Origin of the sequence: Streptomyces sp. NPDC093546, assembly GCF_044765045.1 — a bacterium.
Lineage (GTDB): Bacteria > Actinomycetota > Actinomycetes > Streptomycetales > Streptomycetaceae > Streptomyces.
Genome location: NZ_JBIWJG010000013.1, coordinates 138,873 through 163,359 on the forward strand (window position 1 = coordinate 138,873; position 24,487 = coordinate 163,359).

General features: G+C 74.7%; 18 protein-coding genes and 1 pseudogene. 7 read left to right on the top strand and 12 right to left on the bottom strand.

Annotation, left to right across the window (positions count from 1 at the left end; genetic code table 11):
• Positions 1-8 precede the first annotated feature (8 nt).
• On the bottom strand, positions 9-596 hold the full coding sequence (locus tag ACIRNI_RS25770) for a TetR/AcrR family transcriptional regulator (protein WP_403554725.1): 588 nt from the start codon (positions 594-596) through the stop codon (positions 9-11).
• A gap of 105 nt (positions 597-701) precedes the next feature.
• On the opposite strand from ACIRNI_RS25770, the gene ACIRNI_RS25775 reads away from it, so the two are divergent.
• From ACIRNI_RS25775 to ACIRNI_RS25790, 4 genes are all read left to right on the top strand, one after another.
• On the top strand, positions 702-1,121 hold the full coding sequence (locus ACIRNI_RS25775; RefSeq protein ID WP_403554727.1) for a nuclear transport factor 2 family protein: 420 nt from the start codon (positions 702-704) through the stop codon (positions 1,119-1,121).
• Positions 1,122-1,247: 126 nt separating this feature from the next.
• Positions 1,248-2,138, top strand: a complete 891-nt coding sequence (locus tag ACIRNI_RS25780; RefSeq protein ID WP_403554729.1) for an SDR family oxidoreductase — start codon at positions 1,248-1,250, stop codon at positions 2,136-2,138.
• Positions 2,135-3,295 carry an aromatic acid exporter family protein gene (locus ACIRNI_RS25785; protein ID WP_403554731.1) on the top strand — a complete coding sequence of 387 codons (1,161 nt, stop codon included), beginning with the start codon at positions 2,135-2,137 and terminating at the stop codon, positions 3,293-3,295. Before ACIRNI_RS25780 ends, ACIRNI_RS25785 begins: the two co-directional genes overlap by 4 nt.
• An 81-nt stretch (positions 3,296-3,376) precedes the next feature.
• A complete protein-coding gene (locus ACIRNI_RS25790; RefSeq protein ID WP_403554733.1) occupies positions 3,377-4,771 on the top strand; it encodes an NADP-dependent succinic semialdehyde dehydrogenase in 1,395 nt (464 codons plus the stop codon).
• 4 nt (positions 4,772-4,775) lie between these two features.
• On the opposite strand, the gene ACIRNI_RS25795 is transcribed toward ACIRNI_RS25790, so the two are convergent.
• Entirely contained in the window at positions 4,776-5,759 is a 984-nt protein-coding gene (locus ACIRNI_RS25795; RefSeq protein ID WP_403554735.1) for a glutathione S-transferase family protein, read from the bottom strand.
• 86 nt (positions 5,760-5,845) lie between these two features.
• Positions 5,846-6,691 (bottom strand): helix-turn-helix domain-containing protein, encoded by an 846-nt coding sequence (locus ACIRNI_RS25800; protein WP_403554737.1) that lies wholly within the window; start codon positions 6,689-6,691, stop codon positions 5,846-5,848.
• A 360-nt stretch (positions 6,692-7,051) separates the two neighbouring features.
• Here ACIRNI_RS25800 and ACIRNI_RS25805 point away from each other — a divergent pair, with 360 nt between their 5' ends.
• On the top strand, positions 7,052-8,152 hold the full coding sequence (locus tag ACIRNI_RS25805) for a hypothetical protein (protein ID WP_403554739.1): 1,101 nt from the start codon (positions 7,052-7,054) through the stop codon (positions 8,150-8,152).
• 339 nt (positions 8,153-8,491) lie between these two features.
• Here ACIRNI_RS25805 and ACIRNI_RS25810 read toward each other — a convergent pair whose 3' ends face one another.
• The 4 genes from ACIRNI_RS25810 to ACIRNI_RS25825 form a co-directional block, all read right to left on the bottom strand.
• Positions 8,492-11,776 (bottom strand): SAV_2336 N-terminal domain-related protein, encoded by a 3,285-nt coding sequence (locus tag ACIRNI_RS25810; RefSeq protein ID WP_403554741.1) that lies wholly within the window; start codon positions 11,774-11,776, stop codon positions 8,492-8,494.
• A 3-nt stretch (positions 11,777-11,779) separates the two neighbouring features.
• Positions 11,780-12,826: an AAA family ATPase gene (locus tag ACIRNI_RS25815; protein WP_403554820.1), complete on the bottom strand. Its 1,047-nt coding sequence runs from the start codon at positions 12,824-12,826 to the stop codon at positions 11,780-11,782.
• 76 nt (positions 12,827-12,902) lie between these two features.
• The gene (locus ACIRNI_RS25820; protein WP_403554743.1) at positions 12,903-15,131 is read right to left on the bottom strand and encodes a trypsin-like peptidase domain-containing protein; all 2,229 of its coding nucleotides are present in this window, start codon (positions 15,129-15,131) and stop codon (positions 12,903-12,905) included.
• On the bottom strand, positions 15,128-15,556 hold the full coding sequence (locus tag ACIRNI_RS25825; RefSeq protein WP_403554745.1) for a CU044_2847 family protein: 429 nt from the start codon (positions 15,554-15,556) through the stop codon (positions 15,128-15,130). The genes ACIRNI_RS25820 and ACIRNI_RS25825 overlap by 4 nt, the downstream gene beginning before the upstream one ends.
• A 351-nt stretch (positions 15,557-15,907) precedes the next feature.
• Here ACIRNI_RS25825 and ACIRNI_RS25830 point away from each other — a divergent pair, with 351 nt between their 5' ends.
• Both ACIRNI_RS25830 and ACIRNI_RS25835 read left to right on the top strand, forming a co-directional pair.
• Positions 15,908-16,540 (top strand): restriction endonuclease, encoded by a 633-nt coding sequence (locus ACIRNI_RS25830; protein WP_403554747.1) that lies wholly within the window; start codon positions 15,908-15,910, stop codon positions 16,538-16,540.
• A gap of 339 nt (positions 16,541-16,879) precedes the next feature.
• Complete coding sequence (locus ACIRNI_RS25835) at positions 16,880-17,632, top strand: class I SAM-dependent methyltransferase (protein WP_403554749.1); 753 nt, start codon at positions 16,880-16,882, stop codon at positions 17,630-17,632.
• 291 nt (positions 17,633-17,923) lie between these two features.
• On the opposite strand, the gene ACIRNI_RS25840 is transcribed toward ACIRNI_RS25835, so the two are convergent.
• The 5 genes and pseudogenes from ACIRNI_RS25840 to ACIRNI_RS25860 all read right to left on the bottom strand — a co-directional run bounded on the left by ACIRNI_RS25840 (position 17,924) and on the right by ACIRNI_RS25860 (position 24,381).
• A complete protein-coding gene (locus ACIRNI_RS25840; RefSeq protein ID WP_403554751.1) occupies positions 17,924-20,059 on the bottom strand; it encodes an FG-GAP-like repeat-containing protein in 2,136 nt (711 codons plus the stop codon).
• 180 nt (positions 20,060-20,239) lie between these two features.
• Positions 20,240-20,881 (bottom strand): hypothetical protein, encoded by a 642-nt coding sequence (locus tag ACIRNI_RS25845; protein ID WP_403554753.1) that lies wholly within the window; start codon positions 20,879-20,881, stop codon positions 20,240-20,242.
• Positions 20,882-21,052: 171 nt separating this feature from the next.
• A pseudogene (locus ACIRNI_RS25850) lies at positions 21,053-21,193 on the bottom strand (MBL fold metallo-hydrolase); the annotation flags it as partial.
• A 93-nt stretch (positions 21,194-21,286) separates the two neighbouring features.
• On the bottom strand, positions 21,287-22,312 hold the full coding sequence (locus ACIRNI_RS25855; protein WP_403554755.1) for a PHP domain-containing protein: 1,026 nt from the start codon (positions 22,310-22,312) through the stop codon (positions 21,287-21,289).
• Positions 22,312-24,381, bottom strand: a complete 2,070-nt coding sequence (locus ACIRNI_RS25860; RefSeq protein ID WP_403554757.1) for a SpoIIE family protein phosphatase — start codon at positions 24,379-24,381, stop codon at positions 22,312-22,314. The genes ACIRNI_RS25855 and ACIRNI_RS25860 overlap by 1 nt, the downstream gene beginning before the upstream one ends.
• Positions 24,382-24,487 lie beyond the last annotated feature (106 nt).

Below are 24,487 nucleotides of genomic sequence, written 5' to 3' on the forward strand. Positions count from 1 at the left end.
GGGGAATTTTATCGTTCTGCCCCGGTATGCGCAGATCGGTGGACCGCCAGCAGGAGCCGCGCCGCCTCCCGTGCCTCGCGAGCGGGCGCGGACGAGCCCGTGAGGGCGGCCGTGGTGATGGCGCCCTCGGCGAGCAGCGCGAGCTGCGCGCCGGCCGCCGGGGCGGCCCCCGCCTCCGCCGCCAGGTCGTCGATCTGCCGCCGGAACGCCTCCTTGTGGGCGCGCGCCGCCCGGGCGACGTCGGGCGAGGTGCCCAGCTCGCCGAAGGAGTTGACGAACGCGCAGCCGCGGAAGCCCGGTTCCTCGAACCACCGCTCCAGCCAGTCGAAGACCGCCAGCAGCCGGACATCCGGCGAGCCGTCCACGCCGCCCGCACCGTCCACGTACGCCGCGAGCGCACCCCGCCAGCGGGCGTCGCGCCGCAGCAGGTACGCCTCCACGAGCGTGGCCTTCGAGGGGAAGAGCTGGTACAGCCGCCGCAGGGTCACGCCGGACGCGGAGCGGACGGCGTCCATCCCGACGGCCTGGACGCCCCGCCCGTAGAACAGCTCTTCGGCGGCGTCGAGGACGCGCGTGCGGGCGGCTTCGTCGTCCATCGCTCCACTCCCTGTGTGTGCCTGGGTCCCTTGTGTGAGAACCACCGTTCTCGTAGGGTACCGAACGAGGTGAGAACGACCGTTCTCACGCGAGAGGAGACCATCGTGCGCCCGCCCCTGCCGCCGTTCACCGAGGAGACCGCCCGCCTGAAGGTGCAGCTCGCCGAGGACGCCTGGAACACCCGCGACCCCGGGAAAGTGGCCCTCGCTTACACCCCGGACTCCGAGTGGCGCAACCGCGACCGGTTCATCAACGGCCGCGAGGAGATCATCGCGTTCCTGACCGCCAAGTGGCAGCGCGAGCTCGGCTACCGGCTCCGCAAGGAGCTGTGGGCGTACACGGACGACCGGATCGCCGTCCGCTTCGAGTACGAGTACCACGACGCCGACGGCCGATGGTTCCGCGCGTACGGCAACGAGAACTGGGAGTTCGACGAGCACGGCCTGATGCGCAAGCGCTACGCGAGCATCAACGACCTGCCCATCACCGCGGCCGAGCGCCGTATCGCGCACACCGCCGAATGACCCGTCCGGCGTGATTCGGTCCGCCGCTCCTGGGAACGCGGAGAACGCGGAACAGCACACACCGCACACCATGCGCGTACTCGGCGCGTACCCCGCGCCACCGGACGTCCAGGAGTAAGGACCACCATGACCGATGACCGCCGGCACGCCGACGACCCCGTCACCCGCCACCCCCGGCCCGACTTCCCCGACCAGGAGCAGCCCCACCCCGGGTGGACCGAGGCGATGACGCCGAGGCCGGACCACGGCGAGGACTCGTACCGTGGCAGCGGGCAGCTGACGGACCGGGCCGCCGTCGTCACCGGCGGCGACTCCGGCATCGGCAGGGCCGTCTGCCTCGCGTACGCCCGCGAGGGCGCCGACGTGCTCTTCACCCACCTCCCCGAGGAGCTCGACGAGGCCCGCGAGACCACCCGCCTGATCGAGGCGGCCGGGCGCAAGGCCGTCGCCGTGGAGTGCGACATCAGGGACGAGGACCAGTGCCGCGACCTGATCGAGCGCGCCGCCGCCGAGTTCGGCCGCATCGACGTCCTGGTGAACAACGCCGCCTTCCAGATGGCCCAGCCCGACGGGATCGAGGCCATCACGACGGAGCAGTTCGACCGGGTGATGAAGACCAACCTCTACGGCATGTTCTGGCTCACCAAGATGGCGCTCCCGCACATCCCCAAGGGCGGCTGCGTCATCAACACCACCTCCGTGCAGGCGTACCAACCGAGCCCGCCCCTGCTCGACTACGCCATGACCAAGGGCGCCATCGTCACCTTCACGCACGGGCTCGCCCAGCTGCTCGCCCCGCGCGGCATCCGCGTCAACGCAGTGGCCCCCGGCCCCGTCTGGACGCCGCTGATCCCCGCGACCATGCCGGAGACCGTCGAGTTCGGCAAGCAGGCGCCCCTCGGACGCGCGGCCCAGCCCGTCGAGATGGCGCCCGCTTACGTCTTCCTCGCCTCGCCGAGCGCGAGTTACATCACCGCCGAGGTCGTCAACGCGACCGGAGGTACGCCCCTTCCGTGATACGCCCCGCCCGAGAAGCGTGGCAGCGCGTCCGCTGGGAGACGGCCACGGTCGGCGGCTCCGTACGCCGGGCCTTCACCGGGCCCGGACCCGAGCGGGACCTGGCCGTCCAGTCGCTCAAGGCCGCCGGGGCCGCCATCCTCGCCTGGGCCGTCGCCGGCTGGTGGTGGAAGGCGCCGCTCGCGCTGATGGCACCCTGGACGGCCGTCGCGCTCGTCCAGAGCACCGTCTACCGGTCCGTCCGCACGGGCCTGCAGCAGGTGGTCCTCATCGCGGCCGGAACCGTGGTCGCCGCCGCGGCGGTCGGCCTCACCGGCGACACCATGGCGGCCATGGCCCTGGCCCTGCCCGTCACCGTGCTGCTCGGCAACTACCCGCGCTTCGGCGACCAGGGCCTGTACGCCTCCACCACGGCGCTGTTCGTGCTCGTGTACGGGGCGTACACCGGCTTCGACATCCTGCACCGGCTGCTGGAGACACTCCTCGGAGCCGTCATCGGCATCGGCGTGAACGCGCTGATCCTGCCGCCCGTGCACCTGCGCGACGCCCGGGACTCGCTGTGCCGGCTGCCCCGCGAGGGCGCCGACCTGCTGCGCACCATCGCCGACGAGATCCGGCACGGCCACGACCGCGGCCAGGCCCAGGAGTGGCACCGCCGCGCCCGCCGGCTCACCGGTCGCCTCGCCGCGCTGCGCGACGCCCGCACCTGGACCCGCGAGAGCCTCCGCTTCAACCCGGCCCTCCGCATCCGCCGGCAGGCCCCACCCGAACTGCCCTCCACCGAGTGGGACGCCGCGTGGGAACGCGTCGTCGACCACCTGACCTCCCTCACCGCGCTGCTCGCCGAGGCGGCGGGCGAGCGGCCGCGGTTCGCCCCGCCGCCGGACGACGTCCTCGCCGACGTACCGCCGCTGCTGTACGCGCTGGCGGACGTGTGCGAGACCGACTGCGCCGCCCTGAGCCGGCCGGCCGGGCCAGCCCCGGACCGGCGGGACCGCGACGAGGCGATGGACCGCGCCTGGGAGGCCCACCACCGGCTCAAGGCCCGGCTCGCCGAGGAGGCCGGGCGGGACGGCGAGACCGCCACCTCGGTCGGCGGCCTCACCGCCGAGACCCGCCAACTGCTGCACGACCTGGAGAACGCACGTGTCCACTGACCCCGCCCTCCGCTCGCGTTGCGGGGCCGCCGCCCGCGCGGGAGGGTCGGGTCAGCGACCGCGAGGAAGAGGAACACAGCCATGCCCATCGCGACGGTGAACCCCGCCACCGGCGAGACGCTGAAGACCTTCGACGCACTCGACGACGCCGGTATCGACCGGCGCGTGGCCGCCGCCGATGCGGCCTTCCGCGACTACCGCACCACTTCCTTCGCCGACCGCGCCCGCCTGCTCCGGCGCGCCGCCGACCTGCTGGAGGAGGACCAGGCGGACATCGCCCGCACCCTCACCACCGAGATGGGCAAGCCCATCGGCGCCGCCCGCGCCGAGGCCGCCAAGTGCGTCAAGGCCATGCGCTGGTACGCCGACCACGCCGAGCGGCTCCTCGCCGACGAGCACCCGCCCGAGGCGGACGTCCGGGACGCCGGCGCCGCCACCGCCCGCGTCCACTACCGGCCCCTCGGGCCCGTACTCGCCGTCATGCCGTGGAACTTCCCGCTCTGGCAGGTCGTCCGGTTCGCCGCGCCCGCCCTCATGGCCGGCAACACCGGCCTCCTCAAGCACGCATCCAACGTGCCGCAGACCGCCCTCTATCTGGAGGACCTCTTCCGCCGTGCCGGCTACCCCGAGGGCTGCTTCCAGACCCTGCTGATCGGCTCGCGCGCCGTCGAACGCGTCCTGCGCGACCCGCGCGTCGCCGCCGCCACCCTCACCGGCAGCGAACCGGCCGGCCGCTCCGTCGCCTCCATCGCGGGCGACGAGATCAAGAAGACCGTCCTGGAGCTCGGCGGCAGCGACCCGTACATCGTCATGCCCTCCGCCGACGTCGAGAAGGCCGCCACCACCGCCGTCACCGCCCGCGCCCAGAACAACGGCCAGTCCTGCATCGCCGCCAAGCGCTTCATCGTCCACACGGACGTCTACGACGCCTTCGCCGAGCGCTTCACGGCCGGCATGGCGGCGCTCCGCGTGGGCGACCCGATGGACGAGTCCACCGACGTCGGCCCGCTCGCCAGCGAAGCCGGCCGCGACGGCCTGGCGGAGCTCGTCGACGACGCCGTACGCGCCGGAGCCACCGTCCTGTGCGGCGGCCGGCGCCCCGAGGGCCTGGCCGACCGGGGCTGGTACTACGCCCCGACGGTGCTCACGGACATCACCCCGGACATGCGCATCCACCAGGAGGAGACCTTCGGCCCCGTCGCCACGCTCTACCGCGTCGCGGACCTCGACGAGGCCGTACGCCTCGCCAACGACACCTACTTCGGGCTCAGTTCCAACGTCTGGACCCGCGACGAGCAGGAGCTGCGGCGCTTCGTCCGCGACCTGGAGGCGGGCGGCGTGTACGTCAACGGCATGACCGCCTCGCACCCCGCGCTGCCGTTCGGCGGCGTCAAGCGCTCCGGGTACGGCCGCGAACTGTCCGGCCACGGCATCAAGGAGTTCTGCAACGCCACCACCGTGTGGCAGGCGGCCTGACCGGTCACAGCGGCTGCACGACCTCGTCCGCGGGCGGCGGGCCCGGCGGCGTACCGTCGCCGAAGGGCCGGCCGCCCAGCTCCTCGCGGTGGTGCGGGGCGCGCCAGCCGCGCAGGTCCGGGCCGCGCGGCACGATCCGCGTCGGATTGATGTCCTGGTGGACCTGGTAGTAGTGCCGCTTGATGTGGTCGAAGTCGACCGTGTCGCCGAACCCCGGCGTCTGGAACAGGTCCCGCGCGTACGCCCACAGCACCCGGTCCTCCGTCAGCTTGTTGCGGTTGCACTTGAAGTGGCCGTGGTACACCGCGTCGAACCGCACCAGCGTGGTGAACAGCCGGATGTCCGCCTCCGTGATCGTGTCGCCCACCAGGTACCGCTGCCCGGCCAGGTGCTCCGACACCTGGTCGAGCCGCGCGAACAGCCGCGCGTACGCCGCGTCGTACTTCTCCTGGCGCTTGGCGAAACCCGCCTCGTACACGCCGTTGTTGACGTCCCGGTAGATGCCGTCCATCCGCTCGTCGATCTCGTCGCGCAGCGCCTCCGGGTACAGGTCGGGCGCTCCGGGCCGGTGCAGGGCGCGCCACTCGGTCGCCAGGTCCAGCGTGATGCGCTGGTAGTCGTTGGTCACCAGCGCGCCGCCGGCCACGTCGACGACCGCGGGGACGCTGACCCCGCCGTCGTACCCCTTCTCCCGCGCCTGGTACGCCTCGCTCAGGAAGCGGATCCCGAGCACCGGGTCCCGGCCGTCCGGGTCCAGGGTGAACCGCCAGCTCCGCTCGTCCTGGATCGGATCGACCACCGCCAGCGACAGGGCGCCCTCCAGCCCCAGCAGCCGCCGCGCCACCAGGGCGCGGCTCGCCCAGGGGCAGGCGCGGCTGACGACCAGCCGGTAGCGGCCGGCCTCGACGGGCCAGCTGTCCCGGCCGTCGGCGGTGATCCGGTCCGTGAAGTGGCTCGCGGAACGCGTCCACTCGGCGGATTGCTGCACGGTCGCCCACCCTTCCTCGTCCTGACGGGGTACGTCGCGTACGCGAAGGGACGGGTACCCGCGCCACCCCGCCGGCTACCGCGGCGTCACCCCTGCGGGGTGCCCCGCCCGTCGGCGGGCGCCCGCAGCGCGGGGACCGGCTCGCGGCGGCGCTCACCCGGCTGGAAGTGGAGGATGATCAGGCGGGCGCCCGGCGCGGCCAGCGGCTGCGCGGCGCACAGGGTCACCCACCCGGGGCCGAGCTCGGAGTGGCGTAAGGGCCGTTCGTCGCCGTCCAGCCGGATGCGGCTGCTCGCCGACTCGTAGATCGGCGCCGCCACCGGATCGGCCAGCACGTCCCGCACGATGCCGCGCAGCGTCCGGTTGCCCGGGTCGGCGGCGAGCGCCACCCGCAGCTGCGGCAGCACCATCGGGGCCCACGCCGTCTCCCAGTCCGCCAGCACGGTCCGGGCCTCCGGTTCGACCGCCATCCACCGCATGGTGTTGGCCGGGACCTCACGCCGGGGGAAGACCCCCTTCATGTGGGCGTTGTGGGCGAGCATGTTCCACGACCGGTCGCTGATGTACGCCATGTGGGAGAAGCCGTCCAGCACCGTCTGCCACACGCCCGGGATCTCCTCGCCCGACCGGGAGTTGAGCGGATGCGGCGGATCCTGGCCGAGGGCGTACCGCCACAGCGCGACCCACTCCTGCTCGGTCATGTTGAACAGCCGCGCCACGTCGTGCAGCAGGCCCACCGGCGGGTTGGTGTACCGGCCCGACTCCAGCCGGCCGTACGTGTCCGGCGCGCGGTGCAGGAGCTGGTCGATCTGCGCCTGGGACAGGCCCGGAGCCCGCCGTCCCTGCCGGGTCGGGCGGGACAGCCCGTGGCTCTCCGGCTTGATCATCGCGCGGCGCTCGCGCAGCAGGCAGCGCAGTGCCACCTTGTCCATGCGGTTCTTCCCCCAAGGTTCCCGAAATTCCTGGTCAGCCTGTACGTGAGGCGGTCCGGTGACCGCGTCCCGGGTACGGGCGGCGGCCGGAAACGGTGCGGGCCCGGTGCGGGCGTCGCGGCGTACGGGCTGGTGCATGGGGTGCGTCCGTTCATGGGCATACGGCGGTTCTGCGGCTCGGCGAGGGCCCGCACCCGCGCGGCGGGAGCGGGGGAGGGGCGCACGGGTACGCTGACCCGTCGGACGCCGACGATCAAGCGCCTGGGGGGTGCGTACCTGCGCACGGCGCACACACGCATCCGCACCGGGCCGCCACAGGGGCCTTCGACGGAGGCCTTCGACGGGGGCAGGGGGAGACGGGTGGGAGACAGGGCCAGGCACGGGCACGGGCACGGGAACACGAACGGGAACGAGGGCGAGGGCGACGGCGCGGTGGCGGACGGGACGACGGTGCTGTCGGCCGCCGCCAGGGAGCTGTACGCCCGCGTCACCCGCGGCGAGCGCGTCGAGGACGCGGACGCCGACGCCCTGCGGGAACTGACGGACTGGCGCCTGGTCGCCCTCGACCCGGAGGGCGCGCGGGCGCCGATCGCCCTGGACCCGCAGGAGGCGGGCCGCAGGCTCCTCGACGACGAGCTGCGCGCCCTGGCCGTCCGGGCGGCCCGGATGGCCGAGATACCCGGCCTCGCCGACGAGCTCGGCGTGCACTTCGAGCGCGCCAAGTGGCGCTCCGGCGCCAGCAGCGAGTTCCTCGCGGAACCGGAGGAGGTCGACGCCCGCATCGGGCAGGCCGTCAGCCGCGCCGAGACCGAACTGCTGATCGCCCGGCCCTGCGGCCCGCACAGCCCCGAGCTCGTCGAGAGCACCATGGCGCGCGAGGCCGGCGCGCTCGCCCGCGGTGTGCGCGTGCACACGCTGTACCACGACAGCGAGCGGGACGACCCCGCGAGCCGCGGGTGGGTGACCGCCATGACCGCGAAGGGAGCGCGGTTCCGCACCCTCGCCGCCCCCTTCCAGCAGTGCGTCGTCGTCGACCGCCGCCAGGCCTTCATCCCGGACCACGTCGACAACTACAGCCCCGGGCACGCGGCGTGGCAGGTCGGCGACCGAGCCCTGGTCGCCTTCCTCGCCGAGGGCTTCACGGACGCCTGGCGCCGTGCCGACGTCTGGCACGGCGACCCCGGGGGAGCCGAGGGCGAGGGACCCTGCGGTACCGGTGGGGCGGGCGGCGGGCTCACCCGGCGCCAGCGCGAGATCCTGAACGACACGGCCGCCGGCATCGACCAGCGCATCACCGCCCGCCGCCTGGGCATCGGCCTGCGCACCCTCAGCAAGGAGCTCGGGCACCTCCGGGACCGCTGGGGCGTGCCGACGCTCGCCGCCCTCGCCTACCAGTGGGCCCTCTCCGCCGAGCGGCGGGGCACGGGCCGCGACGAGGGCGGCCGCGGTGCCGCGCCGTGATCGCTTTTTCACCGAAGAACCTTCAGAAGAAATATCCCCGGATGTACGGCATCCTGAGCGGGGTCGGCCGGGCCGCCCGCACAGGGCGTCACCGGTCCGCGAAAGCCGCTATTACGGGGGGCGTTACCCGCGCCTCATGCCGGAACCGGGCAGCGCAGGGCACGGGCAGCGTGCCCTGCCGGGCATCGCGTGGGTACCGCAAGGTCGCTGCCAGGGCCTTGGCGGAACGCAGGGGATCACCTTCGTCTCGTTACACCCCCCGTGATAGGGCGTCACTCCTCCGGAGCCTCTCGGGCTTCCCGTGCCGCCGGGCTTCCCGTGCCTCCCGTGCCCCTCGTCCTAAGAGGCCGCTCCGTCTCCGCCTTCCTCAGGCGACGGTTCGAACCACACGTCCTCCTGCCACGCCGCGTGCGCCAGCCGCCCCCCGTCCGGTACGTCATGGGGAGCGGGCGTACCCACCCGCCGCGTGCGCAGCGTGACGCGCGCGGGGATGTACTCCAGGAACGACCGGGCGAACCACGGGTGCACCTCGTTCCGCGTGGCGAGCAGCAGGTGGATCCCGAGCCTCCCGCCGGTCCGCGCCGCCCGCAGCAGCACGCTGCTCAGCTCCGGCTGACGGGGCAGGATCTCCGTCACCTCGTCGACCGCGACCACCAGGCGCGGCAGGGCGGGCATCTCCGGCTCGGTGCTCCGCCGCGCCTCGTACGCCGCGATGTCCGGGCATGCGGCCGACGCCAGCGCGTCCTCCCGCAGCCCCAGTTCGGCGACGAGCCTCTCGCGTAGGTCCAGCGCCCGGGACGGCACGTCCGACAGCCCCAGGGCGGCGCCGCTCGCCGCCGGGTCCGCGTACCGTTCGAGGCCGCTGCGGCCGGTGAAGTCGGCGAGCAGCAGGCGCAGGCCGTCCGCCGGGTTGCGCCGGGTCAGCTGGCTCAGCACGGTGTCGAGGAACTCCCGCCGGCCCGCGTCCAGAGCCCCCTGGCACAGCATGTGCGGGCCGCTGCCGTCGGACTCGGGGCCGGCCATGTCCACCCGCACCGGCCGGCCCGCCGCGCTCCGGCCGAGGGTGACGCGCAGCCGGTGCCGGTGCGGCACCTCGCGGCGCGCGATGTCGTTCAGGGCGCGCAGGACCTCCTCGGCGGTGGGGCGCCGCGCCGGAACCGGCTCCACGCAGTCGAGCAGGACGTCGGTGAGGCGCGCGCCGACGACCGGTGCCTCCTCCCGTCCGCCCTCGCGCCGGGCGTTCGCCCCGCCGCCGGAGACGGCCGCGAGCAGGATCGCGCCCATGGAGTACACGTCGGAGGCAGGGGTCGGCGGCACCGAGTGGTGCGCCAGCTCGGGCGCCTGGTAGGGCCCCGGTCGGCCGAAGACCTTCCGGTGTCCGCTCGGCCGGCCCGCCACGGACGCGGTCATCCAGCCGGTGATCCGCACCTCCCGGCCCGCGATCAGCACGCTCCCCGGTACCAGCGAGCCGTGCACCAGCCCCGTGCGGTGCGCCCTGACCAGCCCGTTCGCGAACTGACGGGCTATGGCGAGCAGACCGTCATCGTGCAGGGGCCCGTAGCGGCGGACGAACGCCGTCAGGCCGGGCGCGGGCCCGGGCACCTCCTCGTCGTCCAGGGCGCACTCGACGGCCAGCCACGGCCGGGCACCCTCCACCTGGCGGGCGACCAGCCGGGGCGCATGGACGCCGGCCATCCGGTTCAGCGCGATGACCTCCCGGGCGACCAGGTCGGTCTCGCGCAGCGCGGGAGCCTCCGGCCTGCGGATCAGCACGGGGACGCCCTCGCCGTCCACCGCGAGGTACATCCCGAGCCCGGTCCACCCCCGCCGGTGCTCCGCGAACACCCGGTACGGCAGCGCGCCGGCTCCGGCGAAACGCGGGTCGCCGACGCGTACGGGCACCCAGTCCGCGCCCCTCAGACGGAGCCGCACGCCCGGCGGGACCGGGAGCCCCTCCGAGCCCTCCGGAAGGGGCGGCGGCTCGGGCGCGGCCGCTGTCCCGGTCCCCGGAGCAGGCGCCGCCACCCCGAGCCTGCGCATCACCCGCTCGTCCACCCACCCGAACGGACGCGGCCCGTCCACCGCCACCCGCTCCGGTCCCTCCGGATGCGGCAGCCACGCGGGGAAGTCGGCCGAGGAACGGCCGAGTTGGGCCAGCCGCGCCGTCACCGCCCGGGTGGTCCGCACCAGTTCGGCGGGCGGAACGGTGCCGAGCAGGATCCGCCGCGTGTCCTCGCGGAAGTCGAACTCCCGCTGGTGCGGCAGGCTGCGCGCCCCCTCTTCGTCCCGGTGCATGAGCCCGCCCAGGAAGACCTCCGCCAGGTGGCCGGTGTCCACCGCCGGGGTCATGGCGCCCTGCACCAGCCGCATCACCGGCACCGGCAGCGGCGCCACCGCCGCCAGGTGCGCGGCCAGCCGGTACGCCTCCGGGGACGCCGCCTCCCGGAACCGCAGCACCGCCTCCGGGGACGCCTCCCCACCCGCGCGCCCGGGCGCGGCGCCGCCCCCCGGCGGCGTACCGCCGGCGTGCGTCCCGTGCCGCGCCAGCAGCGGCAGGACGGCGCTGCCCCCGGGCGAGCCGACCAGCGCCGCCCAGGCGCCGACCGACTCGGGCGTCGCCTCCAGCACCGGCACCGGGATCCCGTCGAACGGGGCCAGTTCGGGCGGCAGCACCGGGTCCGCGATCTGCCAGGAGCCACCCGCCGCGCCTCGGCGGCGCGTGGTGACCTTCCACCGCTCGGCCCGGATGCCCGAGCCGTCCCACAGCCGCGGCGGCAGCACCTGGAGCACCGCGGCCGGTCCGGTCGCCGCCGCCCGCTCCAGCGCGGCGTGCATCCGCCCGTCGCGCCACGCCGCTCCCACACCGTCGCTCACCACGAGCAGCAGCGTGTTCCCGGACGGGTCGCCGACGGTGGACAGCGACAGCGTGGCGGGCCCGTCGCCGAAGGGGCGGTGGCGCAGCCGCGGGCCCCCCGGGCTCCGGCTGTCCAGGCCGAAGACGCGGATGTCACGGAACGCCCCGCTCCGCTCCATCAGCACCCGTACCTCGGCCGCCAGCCGCTGCCACAGCAGCATGGACACGCCGTCGTCGACGAGCAGCACCAGGTCGAGCCAGCGCGTCACGGCCGGCCGCACCACCGCGTCCGGCAGCCCCGTCTCGGCCATCACCGCGACCGTGGCCGGCACGTCCAGTTCCCACCGCAGCGCGTCCGGGCGCCGGTGCCGCAGCGGCCGCAGCGCCCGGCCGAGACGCAACTCGGCGCCGCCCAGCGCCTTCTCGCCCGGAGCGCGCACGGGCATCGCCGGGACCTCGGTCGCGGAGCGCTCCCGCCGCGCCGCCGGAACGGGCGCGGCGTGCAGGGCCCCGGCCCCGCCCGGCGCCCCGGACGGCTCGCGCCCCTCCGACGGCCCGGAAAGCTCCGGCGACTCGCCGGACGGCCCGGCCCGGTCCGGATCCCGCGGCTCCGGTCCGCGCGAGGGCTCAGCGGCGGGCGGCGGCCCGGCCGCGCCGGGAAGCACACCCGCGGACGGCAGCCGGGCCGCCAGCCACAGCGCGTCCAGCAGCTCCTCGGCCGACAGCTCCGCCCCGCAGTCCGCCAGGACGTCCCGCACCCGCTCCAGCACCGGTCACACCGTCCCGCCGAGCCGGTGCAGCACGGCGTCCAGCAGCCCGTCGGCGTCCAGGTCCACGCCGCCCCGGCGCAGGAAGACCGCGTTCAGCAGCTGGTCGGTGGCGAGTTCGCCGCGCGCCCGGCGGGCGAGGAAGGCACGCATGAGGTCGTCGACGCCCTCCAGACCGGAGGCACCGGAGCCGTCGCCGTCCCCGGCGCCCGCCGCGTCCAGGTGCGCCCGGACGATCGCGCGCAGCCGCTCCTCGTCGGGCTCCGGCAGGTCGAGCCGGACGCAGCGGCGCAGGAAGGCGGGCGGGAAGTCCCGCTCGCCGTTGCTGGTGATGACGACGACCGGGAACTCCGCACAGCACACCCGGCCCCGTACGACCTCGGTCCAGGAGTGCGGATCGGCCGTCATCACCCGCACCCGGGCCTGCTCCTCGGGCAGCCGGGCCAGCTCGGGGATCTCGAACTCGCCCTCCTCGAAGACGTTCAGCAGGTCGTTGGGCAGGTCGACGTCACCCTTGTCGAGCTCGTCGACGAGCAGCACCCGGGGCCGGCCGGACGGCACGAGCGCGGTGCCGAGCGGACCGAGGCGCACGTACGAGCCGATGCCGGGGCCCTCGTCCGGCGCGCCGTCCCCGTCGAGGTCGCGGTCGCGCCGCAGGTTCGTCTCGCGCAGCCGGCCGATCGCGTCGTACCGGTAGAGCGCGTCCTGGAGCGTCGTACGGCTGTTGACCGGCCAGTGCAGCACGCGCCCGAGCGACAACTCGTGGGAGATGGCGTGCGCCAGCGAGGACTTGCCCGTGCCGGGCTGCCCGGTGACCAGCAGGGGCCGCCGCAGCAGCAGGGCGGCGTTGACGACGTCCGCCTCGGCCGGGCCGATCAGGTACGGCCGCGGGCGGCGCGGCGCGCCGTCCGCCGCGCCGCGGAACCGCCGCCACGGGGGCGCCTCGGGGAACGCGGGCGTACGGGGCCGCCCGTCGCCCCGGAACAGCCGCCACGCCTCGGCGCCGCCGCCGTCGCCCTCTTCGCGTCCCGTGCCGGGACCGTTCACCGTCATCAGCCGTTCGCTTCCGTTCCGTGCCATGTCATGAGGGGTGTCCTGGGGGATGCCATGAGAGGTGTCATGCGGGGTCTCAGGAGGGGTCGAGCAGTTCGAGGGAGTCCGGCACCGGCAGTTCGGCGTCCTCCCACACCAGGGCGGGCCGCGCCGCCGAGACGACCGAGGAGCCGAAGACCCCCTCCCGGAACTCCCGCACCCGCTCCGGCAGCTGGTGCAGCGGCCCGGTGGGCGCGAGCGCGTCGAGCCGGGCCGCGTCCGCGTGGTCGTCCGCCTCGCGGTCCCAGAGCACCACCGGCACCCCCAGCGCCAGGCACAGGTCCAGCAGCCGGTCCCGCTCCTCGCGCGGCCCGTGCAGGACGACCCCGGCGACGTCCTTGTGGCTCGTCTCCAGCCGCTGGTACAGCTGCTGGAGCGTCGCCGAGGTCTCGTCGACGACCAGGATCTCCGGATGCCCGGACGCCCAGCGGCGGCGCATCTCGGCGTCGCGGCGCGGGGAGCGGCGGCTCATCTCCGGGCAGCGCAGCGCCACCTGGTACTTGGCGCCGAGCGCGAGCCGCAGGCCCCCGAGGTCGGGGAACAGGTCACCGAGCGCGTTGCCCGTGTCCCAGCTGTCGACCGGCAGTTGCAGCCCGTCGCGCCCCACGACGACGTCCACCCGGGTCACCGGGTACGGGTCGTCCCCCTGGCCGCTCTCCGCCGCCTCGCGCACCAGACGGCCGATCTCCTCCGGGGCGCACGCGCCCTCCGGTGCCGCGACGGTCGACGTCGTACCGTCCTGGCGCACCAGGCCCACCCGGCACCGGTAGCGTCCGGCGCCGCCCGCCTGTTCCGCTCCCATGTTCGTTCCGTCGGCGGTCAGTCTGAGCACGATGCGGCTGACCGGCGACGAGCGGTGCGCGGCCCAGCCGGCCGCGTCGGCGCGGCGCTCGGCCAGAGCGACCGGGCTGATGCCGAGCCGCTGCGCGACCCGGTCGCACCAGCCGTGCAGGGAGCCGCGGGTCTCCCGGTCCGGCGCGGCCGACGCCACGAACGCGGCGAGCCTGAGCAGCGCCGGCACCGGCGGCGCGCCCCCGTCGGGCGCCGGTCCGTCCGGGAACCCCTCCAGACTCAGCACCACGGCGTCGAGGTCGGCCTCCGTCAGGCGGCCCGAGGCCGCCAGCGGCCCGGGCAGCACCATGTAGCGCAGGGCCTCCCGGGCGGCGCGCGGCACGAGCGTGGCGTCGGCGGCGGTGACCCGGCGCAGGTCGTCCAGGAGGTGCCGGTGCTCCCCGACCGACAGCAGCCGGACGTTCTCCTCCAGCCGCCCCAGCGCGAGGAGGCTGTCGAGCGCCTCGCGGTCGGCCGGACCGCGGACCGCGGGCGCCAGCGACTCGGTGAGGGTCGCGAGGGCCCGCTCCTCGGTGACCAGGAACTCCGCCAGCTCCTCCACGGTGGGCGCCGCACCCTCCTCGGGCGGCGGCATCGGACGGCCCAGCCCGGCCGCCAGCGTCCTGGCGTGGTCCGCGCGCCGCCCGGGGTCGTCCAGCAGCGCCCGCAGTACGGGGGCGAGCCCGGCCGCCGCACGCGCCACGTCCGGCCCGCCGCACCAGGGGCCCGCGGCGGCGGGGGCCGCGACGGCGCACTCGTCGAGGACGTCGGCCGCGCCGGCGCGGGCCAGCTCCTCGCGCACCGCCTGCCACGGCACCGCCCAGCTGCGCCGCACGGCCTGCTGGGCCCGTAACGGCTGGGTCTCGTCGGGCATGAGGTGCGCCACCACGAGCCCGGCGACCGAGGAGGCGTCCCGCGTCCACAGCGGACCGCCGCTGTAGCCGGGCCCGATGGCCGCCCCCGACAGCCGGCCGTCGAGGTAGCCGTACCGGCCCTCCTTGAGGCGGACGACGATGTCGGCGAAGGTGATGGCCTCGCCGCCGCCGTGCCAGGCCCGCAGCTCCTGGCCCTCCTCCATGTCCCGCCACACCACGGGCCGCAGCCAGGAGGGCGCCGGCTCGTCGAGGTCCAGCACGGCGAGGTCGCCCTCCCACTCCAGGGCCGAGGGGCGCCGCTGCGGGGGCACCCACACGGACACGGTGGCCGTCCGACGGCCCGTCGCGCCGGAGCCGCGGAAGGCCACGGTGAGCGGCCCGGCGGCGCCCGGCCGCTCGGCGGCGTAAAGGTCCTTGCCCAGCGCGTCGTTGACGACGTGGGCACAGGTCAGGACGCGGTTCGGGGAGAGGAGCGCGGCGGCGCCCGCGGCCTTGGAGCTGCCCTCGTAAAGCAGCGAGACGCGGGTGCCGGCGGCTGCCGGGCTGCGGAACCACGTCATCCGTGCCGGTCCTGTCGGTGCTCGGCTCCGGCGGCCGGCCCGGCGCCGTGCTGCCAGGTCGCCGACACCGTCATCGTGGCGTTCCCGTTCGCGCCGACGATGCCCAGCTTGAGGTCCTGCCCGATCTGGACGCCGAACTCCACCGTCAGCTCCTGCGGCGGGTTCGGCGCACTCGCCACCGCCGCGTGCACCTCTTCGAGCAGCGGGCCGAGCGGGCGCAGCGCCGTGCGCAGCGCGTCGGCCGCGAGCGCCGCCGTCCGGCCGCCGCCACGGGCCACGGGCGTGGCCGTGCCGAAACCACCGGGCAGGTCCGGTCCGTCGGCCCGCTCCGGTGCCGTGCGGCCGCCGGCCGCCGGTGTTCCGGTGTCGGACAGCTCCACCCGCAATGCGGCGCCGGCGAGATCGAGTTCTGCGTATTCGGGCATGCGGTCATTGTGTCCGATCATGGCCGCGGGGTTGGTGTGGTTTCCGTAAGCGAGTGCGAACCCTCGAACTCTCGCATCCTCGCGCAAACCCGCACCGGCGTTGGGGAGCACGCGGGCCGCATGAGTACGTCCACGGATGATCCGCCGCGCGGTATCCAGCCAGGTCCGATCGCTTTGTGCCATTCACCGGCAACCTGCCTCCAGCGGTGCCGCGGCCCGGATACACAAGAAGGCCGAGGGAGCGTGCTGCTCTGCCCTCATGGTGATGGCCGGTCGTTGGGGGAGGTCTGGGCGGTTGCTGACCATCGATGTGGCCGTGCTGCTCGCGGGCGGCGTGACGCAGGCCGGCCGATGAGCTCCCGTGCCCGCAAGGGGCGGGCGGCGACGACCGGGCGCCCGACGACACGGCGGCGTACCCGGAGGCCGGTCAAGCGGAGGCAGCGTGCGGAGGACCGCCTGATCGGTCTCGGCGTAGCCGCGGTCGTGGCCGTCGGCGCGGCGGTGGCCGTCGTCAACTGGCTGCTGGCCCACTGGTGGGTCCTCGTCATCGTCGCCGCGCTCGCGGTGCTGGCGGGCGGCGGCCGGCTCTGCCGGCAGCAGCGCAGGGCGCGGTGGGAAGCGGTCCGTGCGCAAGGCCTGCGGTACGGCCTGTCCCAGTTGGACGACCTGCACCATGCCCGGTTCGAGGAGGCGGTGCGGGACCTGATGCACCGTGACGGCTGCCGGGACGCGGTCCGCGTCGGCGGTGGTGGGGATCTGGGTGCCGACGTAAAGGCAACCGACCCCTACGGTCGGCGTTGGGTGATCCAGTGCAAGCACCGTCGCCAGGGACTCGCCGGCTCTGCGGTGGGCACCCCGGATCTCCAGGTCCTCAACGGCACCGCCCGCCGCCACACCCTCGGAGTATGGGCGTCGGGCTCACGTCCCCTGTGGGAACTGCTCAGGGCCGTCCCGCCGCCGCGCAAGCCGTCGGCCCTCTCCTGAACCGGCCCGTCCGTGCCGCTCCCGGCGACGCCGCCGGGCCCCTCCTTTGTGTGCGCCCCCAGCGCGCGGGCGCACCTCCGTGATCCCCGAAAGGAGCATCGCGGGCGGGTCACCGGCTACGGCAGGATCCCGTGGAGGTGATCTTGTCGTGCCCGGCAGGCCGGTGCGTTCCGCACCGGCCGGGTGCTGTCGGACCGGCCGTGTCGGTGACGTCGTCCAGGGCCCGGCCACTCGATCGCCGTAACGGACACGACGGGCCGCGCACGGCTGCGCTGCCGCGGCGAGCGGCTTGCCGATCGCCGCAGCCATGCCCGCAACCATGACTCGTAGGAGCCCCGCATGGACGGTCACCGGTGGAGGGAGCTCGACCCCTCCCACCCGCGCTACGGCGACATCTTCCGTACGTACCTCGCCCACACCGACGAGAAGAAGAACCAGCAGCGCCTCCTCCACGCCATCGTCGACGAGCTGCCGCAGCACGACGTCTTCGTCGATGCGGGCGCGGGACCCGGGCTGTTCACCGCCGGCCTCGCCGAGAGGTTCGACAGGACGGTCGCCGTCGAACCCGATCCGGCGTTGCGGCGGGAGCTGCGCACGGCCTGCCCGGACGCCGAAGTGCTGCCCGTGCCGATCGCCGCCGCCGAGCCCGCGGGTCCCGCCGACCTCGTCCTGTGCTCGCACGTCCTGTACTACGTACCCGAGGCCGACTGGCCCGGGCACGTGGCGAGGATGCTGTCCTGGCTGCGCCCGGGCGGTGAACTGGTCCTGGTGCTCCAGCACCCCCACAACGCCTGCATGGCCATGGTCCGGCACTTCGGCGGCCCCACCCGCAGCCTGAACGCACTGCTCCCGTACCTGGACGGTGCCGCGGACCGGCCGTACCGCGCCGAACTCGTCCGCCAGCGCGCCTCCGTCCGCGTTCCGGACCTGCCCACGGCCCTGGAGGTCTGCCAACTGCTGGTCGGCCCGCTGGAGAACCCCTCGGCCCGGACAGCCGTCGCCGGCTACCTGCACACCCACTGCGCCGAGCCCGGGGGAGGCTTCGCCCTCAGCTGCGACCAGGATTTCCTCCGGATCCGGCGCGACGCCTGACGGCGTCCATGCGTGCCGACGGCTGGTCTTCCTGCGGTACGGGAAAGGGGGACTTCGGTCATTCTGGCCTTGTGTGTGTCGACCGAGGGAGAACGCGATGCGCGTGATGCTCAAGGCGACGCCGGACCCCGGCTGAAGTGATCGCCGGCCCCCCGCCGCTTCGTCGCCCCCGGTGTCGGCGGCGGCGGGGCCTGACGCACTCGTCCGCGAGGCAGCGCCCGCAGGAAGGCCCGGGCCCGTCCGGCCGGGCGCTGGTGACGCGTCCGGCCTGACGGGCCCCGGGCATCCGGTTCAGCGGATCCCGGCGAACGACTTCCAGCCGGTGCCGATCTTGGTGCCGTCGCCGATGGCGCCGGCCCCCGTGCCGTTGTAGCGGTAGAGGTCGCCGGTGGTGTGGCGCGCCAGGATGTCGGCGTTCCCGTCCCCGCTGAGGTCGCCGATGCCGACGAAGTCGACCATGCCGCCCCAGCGGGACCCGATTCTGGTGCCGTCCGCGATGGTGCCCTTGCCGGTGCCGTTGTAGCGGTAGAGGTCACCCGTGGCGGTACGCGCCAGGAGGTCGGCGTTCTTGTCGTTGTTCAGGTCGCCGGCGCCGACGATGGTGAGCCCCTTCCACTTGGTGCCGATGCGGACGCCGGCGGAGAGCGTGCCGTTCCTGGTACCGGTGTGGAGGAGGAGGTCGCCGGTGTCCGTCTGACGGGCCACCAGGTCGGGGATGGCGTCGCCGTTGAAGTCGCCGGAGTAGGTCAGGGCGTCGAGCCCGGACCAATCGGTGCCGATGCGGGTGTACGGCGTGTTCGGGGTGACGGCCTGGCCGCGCGGCGGGCTGTAGAGGTCGAGCTCTCCCGTGCCGGTGCGCACGAGGGTGTCGTTGGCGCCGTCGGCGTTCAGGTCACCGAAGGGGATCAGAGTGGAGCCGGTGGGCCAGGTGCCGCCGTCGACGCGGGCCGAGACGGTACCGCTGGTGTTGCCCCGGTAGACGGTGAGCGCACCGGTGGTGGTCTGGGCGTAGAGGTCGGGCAGGCCGTCGCCACCGGCGTAATCCCGGTGCTTGGCGGGGGAGGTCGGCGGGGCGGTGACCGGCAGCGTGGACGCGGACCACACCTGGTGGACGTCCTTGTCCGCGTTGGTCACACCGGTCTTGCGGTTCCACACGACGACGGCCCGGCCGTCCGGACCGGTCGCGCTGGCGTTGCGGCCGGCCGCGGTCGCATCGATCCGGCCCAGGATCAGGGGCCGTGTCCAGGTGCCGCCCTTGCGCGTGGCGACCGTCAGCTCACCCTCGCCCGCCGTCCACAGGGCGGTGACCGTCCCGTCGGGGCCGACGCTCGGGGACCAGATCTTGCCGATGTACGACTCGGTCAGCGTGTGGGGCGCCGACCAGGCACCGGCCGCCGAGCGGGTCGCCGTACGCAGGGCGGAGTAGTCCTGCCACAGGGCCGTCACCTCGCCGTCGGGACCGAGCTGGGGCATGGCGGAGCCGAGCGGGGTGCCGTCGGACGGGGGCGTCTCCACGGCGCCCCACGGCGCGCCGCCCGCGGGGCGGTAGGCGTAGCGATGTGCATACCTGCCCTCCGACCAGCCCAGCAGCGTGGCGCCGGACGCGGAGGACTGCAGCGTCAGGCCCGAGAACGAACCGGACGTGGCCCCCTCGATGCCCCGGGGCGCCTCCCACTCGGTCGCGCCCGCGGCCCGGGAGGTGATGCGCACGCCGCCGTCGCCGAGGCTGTCGTCCCAGGCGACCGTGATGGTGCCGTCGGCCGCGACCGTCGCGGTCGGCGTGAAGGCGAGGACGCCCGTGAGCTTGACGGGCGCGGACCAGGCGGCGCCCGGAGCCGAGCGCTCGGAGACGTAGAGCCCCTTGCCCGCGTCGCCCTCGGCTGGGTCGCCGAAGCTGGTCCACGCCGCCACGAGGCGTCCGCCGGGGCCGCTCGCGAGGACGTACCAGGCCGGGTGCGTCGCGGTCGACACCTGCGCGGCGGGCGTCCACGACGCCGCCCCGGCGAGCAGGGTGGACGAGCTCAGGGTGTAACCGGAACCTCCCCAGTGGTGCCAGGCGACCGTCGCCGAACCATCGGTGCCGGCAGTCAGTTCGGCCGAGTACACCTCGCCCTTCGTGGCGGCCACGAGAACCGGCGCGCTCCACGCGGTGGCCTGCGCTGGGCGGGTGGCGGCCCAGAGCTCCTGGTTGCCGTCGCCCTTGTCGCGGGTCCACACGGTGACGGCGGTTCCGTCCGTGGTCACCTTCACCTCGTGCACGGAGTTGTGCACCCCCGCCTCTGTCAGCGCCGCGGGCCCTCCCCACGCCCGCGGCGTCGCGGCACCGGCCGGCGCCGCCGCCACGATCGCGACGGAGACCCCCGCGCCGACGACCCCGAGCGTCAGCGTGGACGCCACGGCCGCGCTGATGAGCCTGCTTCTCCGCATTGAAAGATCTCCCCATACCGGTGGTCAAAGGCATGGCGAGGAGACGGCCCGCGCGATTCGCGTGCCGCCCTGCAGTGTGTGAAGTCCCCCGACCCCGGCTGCTTCTCCCCATGCACATCCAGTGATCAAGGAGCCTAACAGCACACATAGGGGGTTATCGAACCGGTTTTCGGTGTGCGGCTAGGCTCGGCGCGGCGGCGGCCCGGACCGGTTCGCCGCCGGCTCCCGCTCCGGCGGCGAACCGAGGGTGGAGACGCCCGGCAGGGGCAGGACGGCGACCACGGTGAGGATGAGCGCACACCCGGCGAAGGCGGTGAGCACCGACGCGGAGAACACTCCCAGCAGGAGTCCCGACGCCGCCACGCACACCGGCACGAGTGCCTGGGTGAGGAGGGCGTCGAGGGCGTACACCCGGCCGAGCATGCTGTCAGGGGTGCGGTCCTGGAGCGCCGCGCCCCACAGGACCGCGAACACCGAGGAGCCCGCACCGGCGCAGATGCCGCACAGGACCACCCACACGGTCGGTGCCCCCGCCCATACGGTGCCGATCTGCGGCAGTTCGCACAGCAGGCCGAGCATGGCGACGGTACCGGCCCGGCGAGACCGGATGTGCGGGGCGGCGAGCGTCGCCACCAGTGCGCCGCACGCCGTCGCACCGGTGACGAGGCCGAGCGCCGCAGGTCCGCGGCCGCCGATCACGAGCGGCACCACCACCGCCATCGGGGCGATGACCAGCGCGGCCTGGGCGGTGCCCTGCAGCATGATGCCGAGCATCCAGCTGTGGCCGCGGACGTACGCGACGCCGTCCAACGCCTCCCGCACCAGCCCTGCCTTCCCGAGCCGTCGGCGGCTGAGCCGGGGCGCGGTTCGTCCAGGCGCACCAGTGTCGCCATGCTGAAGACGAAGGGGGCGATGTTGAGCAGCAGCCCCCGCTCCCGGTGACGAGGCGGCGGCGACGGACCCCCGGCGACTGGTCCGACGGATGTCGGCGGGGAGGCGCCGAAGTGACGGCAGGTGGAAGTGGTCGAGGTGTTCGTTGGTGACGACCACGGCGTCCACCGGCGGCATCAGGTCCACGTCGATGCGGCGCGCCGGGTGGATCTCGAAGCGGAGTGCGGACGAGTGCCCGAAGGACGTGTCGAGAACCGGTCGACCAGGATCCGCGCCCCTGCGACCCGTATGAGGCGAAGAGCGTCAACTTTCGGCCTTCAGATCGGGAAGAGCGGCTCAGTCCGCTCCCTTCGGCGCCTGCCGGGTCCGCGTCCACGTCAGCAGCTCGTCGGCCGACCAGGTGTTGATCACGCGGCCGGCCGGTACGCCGCACTCCTCGGCGCGGGCGCAGCCGATGATCTGCCAGTCCAGCTGGCCGGGGGCGTGGGCGTCGGTGTCGATGGCGAAGAACACCCCGGCCGCCACCGCCTCGCGCAGCAGCCGCCGGGGCGGATCCAGGCGCTCCGGGCGGCTGTTGATCTCCACCGCCGTGCCCGACTCGGCGCACGCGGCGAAGACCGCCTCCGCGTCGAACTGCGACTCCGGCCGCTTCCCGCCGACGAGCCGGCCGGTGCAGTGGCCGAGCACGTCCACCAGCGGGTTGCGTACGGCCCTGACCATGCGCCGCGTCATGGCGGGAGCCTCCATCCGCAGCTTGGAGTGGACGGACGCCACCACCACGTCGAGGCGGTCGAGGAGCTCCGGTTCCTGGTCGAGGGTGCCGTCCAGCAGGATGTCGCACTCGATGCCGGTCAGCAGCCGGAAGGGAGCCCACCGCTCGTTCAGCTCCGCCACCACGTCCAGTTGCTCCCGCAACCGCTCGGCCGACAGGCCCCGGGCCACCGTCAGTCGGGGGGAGTGGTCGGTGAGCACCGCCCACTCGTGGCCGAGCGCCGCCGCGGCCCGGCCCATCGCCTCGATCGGGCTGCCGCCGTCGGACCAGTCCGAGTGCAGGTGGCAGTCGCCGCGCAGCGCGGCCCGCAGCTCCGTCCCGACCGTGGCCGCCTCGCCCGCCTCCTCCTCCAGCCGCTCCAGGTACGCCGGGACCCCGCCGTTCAGCGCCTCGCGCACCACCTGCGCGGTCTTCGGCCCGACGCCCTTGAGCCGCTCCAGCGTCCCGGCCGCCGCCCGCCCGGCCACCTCGCCCGCGTCCAGGGCCGACAGCGCCGCCGACGCCGTACGGAACGCCCGCACGCGGTACGTCGGCGCCTGCGCCCGCTCCAGCAGGAAGGCGATCCGGTCCAGCGCCTCGACGGGGTCCATCACGCGCCTCCCGGGCCGCGCCGGGGTGACGGGCCGATCTCGCACCACACGGCCTTGCCCTCACCGCGCGGCTCCACGCCCCAGCGCAGCGCCAGCGCGTCGAGGAGCAGCAGCCCGCGCCCGCCCGTCGCCGCCTCGCCCGGCGAGCGCCGACGGGGCCAGGCGCTGGAGCGGTCCTGCACCGCCAGCCGCACCCGGCGCACCGGCTCGGGCAGCACCTCCAGGGTCAGCACCGCACCGCCCTCCGTGTGCAGCAGCACATTGCCCAGCAGCTCGCCGGTGACCAGCTCCGCGTCGTCCGCGAACTCCTGCATCCCCCAGTCGCGCAGCGCCCGCCGTACCACCGCCCGCGCCTCCGACAGGCCCTGCGGGTCGGCCTGGTGGATGTACTGGTGGATGCGCGGTGCCCGGGGCGTGCCGGGGTCGGGGCTGCGCCGCAGCACCAGCAGCGCCACGTCGTCGCCCGCGCCCCACCGCTCCCAGAACCGCTCCGAGAGGTGGTCGGCCAGCGCCTCCGCGCCCGGCGGCCCGCTGCTCACCGCCCGCTCCAGCGCGGCCAAGCCCTCGCCGATGTCCACGCCCGGCTGCTCGACCAGGCCGTCGGTGCACATCACCAGCGTCTCGCCGGGCACCAGGTCGAGCCGGGTCTCCGGGAACTCCTCGTCCCCGAAGACCGACGCCACGCCGAGCGGCAGCCCGCCCGGCACCTTCGGCGCCCCGACCCGCCCGTCGGTGTGCCGGATCAGCGGGCCCAGGTGGCCGGCGCGCACCACCCGGACCGTGCCCGTGCCCAGGTCGGCCTGCGCGTAGGCACAGGTGGCGAACCGCTCGGTGTCCAGCTCGGCGAGGAACCGGGAGGCCCGCGCCAGCACCGTGGAGGGGGCGTGGCCCTCACCGGCGTACGCGCGCAGGGCGATGCGCAGCTGGCCCATGATCGCGGCCGCGTGCGTGTCGTGGCCCTGGACGTCGCCGACGACGACCCCGACCCTGCTCCGGGGCAGCGGGATCACGTCGTACCAGTCGCCGCCGACCTGGCGGCCGCTCCACGCCGAGTGGTAGCGCACGGCGATCTCGCCGCCCTCGACGGCCGGGATGCGGCGCGGCAGCATCGCGGCCTGGAGGCTGGTGGCGACCTCGCGCTCCTCGTCGAAGAGGATCGCGCGCTGGAGCGACTGGGCCACGATCGCCGCCAGGCCCAGCGTGAGGTTGCGCTCGTCCGCGCTGAATGCGGTGCGGCTGCGGTAGAACAGCGCCATCCCGCCGAGCGTCCGGGCCTGCGCCACCAGCGGCAGGTACGCGGCGGCCCGGAAGCGCAGCTGCCCGGCGTACGGGGCGAGCGCGGGGTAGCCGCGGACCAGGTTCTGGAAGCAGCTGGAGAACAGCGGGCGCCCGCTGAGCACCGTCTCGGCGAGCGGCATCCCGCGCTCCAGCCGCTGCACCCGCAGGTCCTCCAGCACGTCCAGCGACTCGCCGCTGAGCGCGATGATGTTCAGCGAGCCGTTCTCGACCAGGCCGAGCGCGAACCCGTCGGCGCCGAGGCGCGCGAGGCCGCCGGGGCCGGTGAGCGCGGCCGTGACGTCGTCCACGGTGACCGCGCGGGACAGCGCCTGCGTGGTGCGCTCGACCATGTTGGTCTGGCGCTCCCTGCGCTTCTCCAACTCCACCACGAAGGCGGAGTGCGTGACCTCGAAGGTCGCGTCCCGGACGATCCCCACGATCCGGTGGCCCCGGCCGTCGGGGCCCCGCAGGATGCGCGCCTGGACGTGCGTCCACTGCGGTGAGCCGTCGTCCAGCGGGATCTGGAAGTGGGCGGCGTACGAGGTGCGGCCGCTGGTCAGCGCCTCGCGGATCACGGCCTCCAGCCGCGTCCGCTCCTCCGGCTCCAGCCGGCGCACCAGGGAGGCGGGCCGGGCGTCGAACGTGCCGGGGGTCAGGCCGAACACGAGCAGGCCCGCCTCGTCGACGTCGATCGTCCCGGCGTCGAGATCCCAGTCGAAGCTGCCGGTGCGGTTCATGGCGAGGCGCTCCGGCGTGCCGATCTCGCCGCTGTGTGCCCGGTTGTCCGTCATCACCCTCATTGTCGAGTGCGTCACGCTCGAACGCCAAGGTGTCGGCGTCCGCCCTTCGTGTTCAGCCCGTTGACGCGTTCACGCCCCATGCCTATGGTCTGTTCGA

Coding starts and splice junctions, on each gene's coding strand:
- ACIRNI_RS25815 (WP_403554820.1), bottom strand. CDS start 12,826: ATGACGGTGAACGGTCCCGGCACGGGACGCGAAGAGGGCGACGGCGGC.
- ACIRNI_RS25860 (WP_403554757.1), bottom strand. CDS start 24,381: ATGACGGACAACCGGGCACACAGCGGCGAGATCGGCACGCCGGAGCGC.
- ACIRNI_RS25835 (WP_403554749.1), top strand. CDS start 16,880: ATGGACGGTCACCGGTGGAGGGAGCTCGACCCCTCCCACCCGCGCTAC.
- ACIRNI_RS25800 (WP_403554737.1), bottom strand. CDS start 6,691: ATGGACAAGGTGGCACTGCGCTGCCTGCTGCGCGAGCGCCGCGCGATG.
- ACIRNI_RS25830 (WP_403554747.1), top strand. CDS start 15,908: ATGAGCTCCCGTGCCCGCAAGGGGCGGGCGGCGACGACCGGGCGCCCG.
- ACIRNI_RS25840 (WP_403554751.1), bottom strand. CDS start 20,059: ATGCGGAGAAGCAGGCTCATCAGCGCGGCCGTGGCGTCCACGCTGACG.
- ACIRNI_RS25770 (WP_403554725.1), bottom strand. CDS start 596: ATGGACGACGAAGCCGCCCGCACGCGCGTCCTCGACGCCGCCGAAGAG.
- ACIRNI_RS25825 (WP_403554745.1), bottom strand. CDS start 15,556: ATGCCCGAATACGCAGAACTCGATCTCGCCGGCGCCGCATTGCGGGTG.
- ACIRNI_RS25790 (WP_403554733.1), top strand. CDS start 3,377: ATGCCCATCGCGACGGTGAACCCCGCCACCGGCGAGACGCTGAAGACC.
- ACIRNI_RS25820 (WP_403554743.1), bottom strand. CDS start 15,131: ATGACGTGGTTCCGCAGCCCGGCAGCCGCCGGCACCCGCGTCTCGCTG.
- ACIRNI_RS25780 (WP_403554729.1), top strand. CDS start 1,248: ATGACCGATGACCGCCGGCACGCCGACGACCCCGTCACCCGCCACCCC.
- ACIRNI_RS25855 (WP_403554755.1), bottom strand. CDS start 22,312: ATGGACCCCGTCGAGGCGCTGGACCGGATCGCCTTCCTGCTGGAGCGG.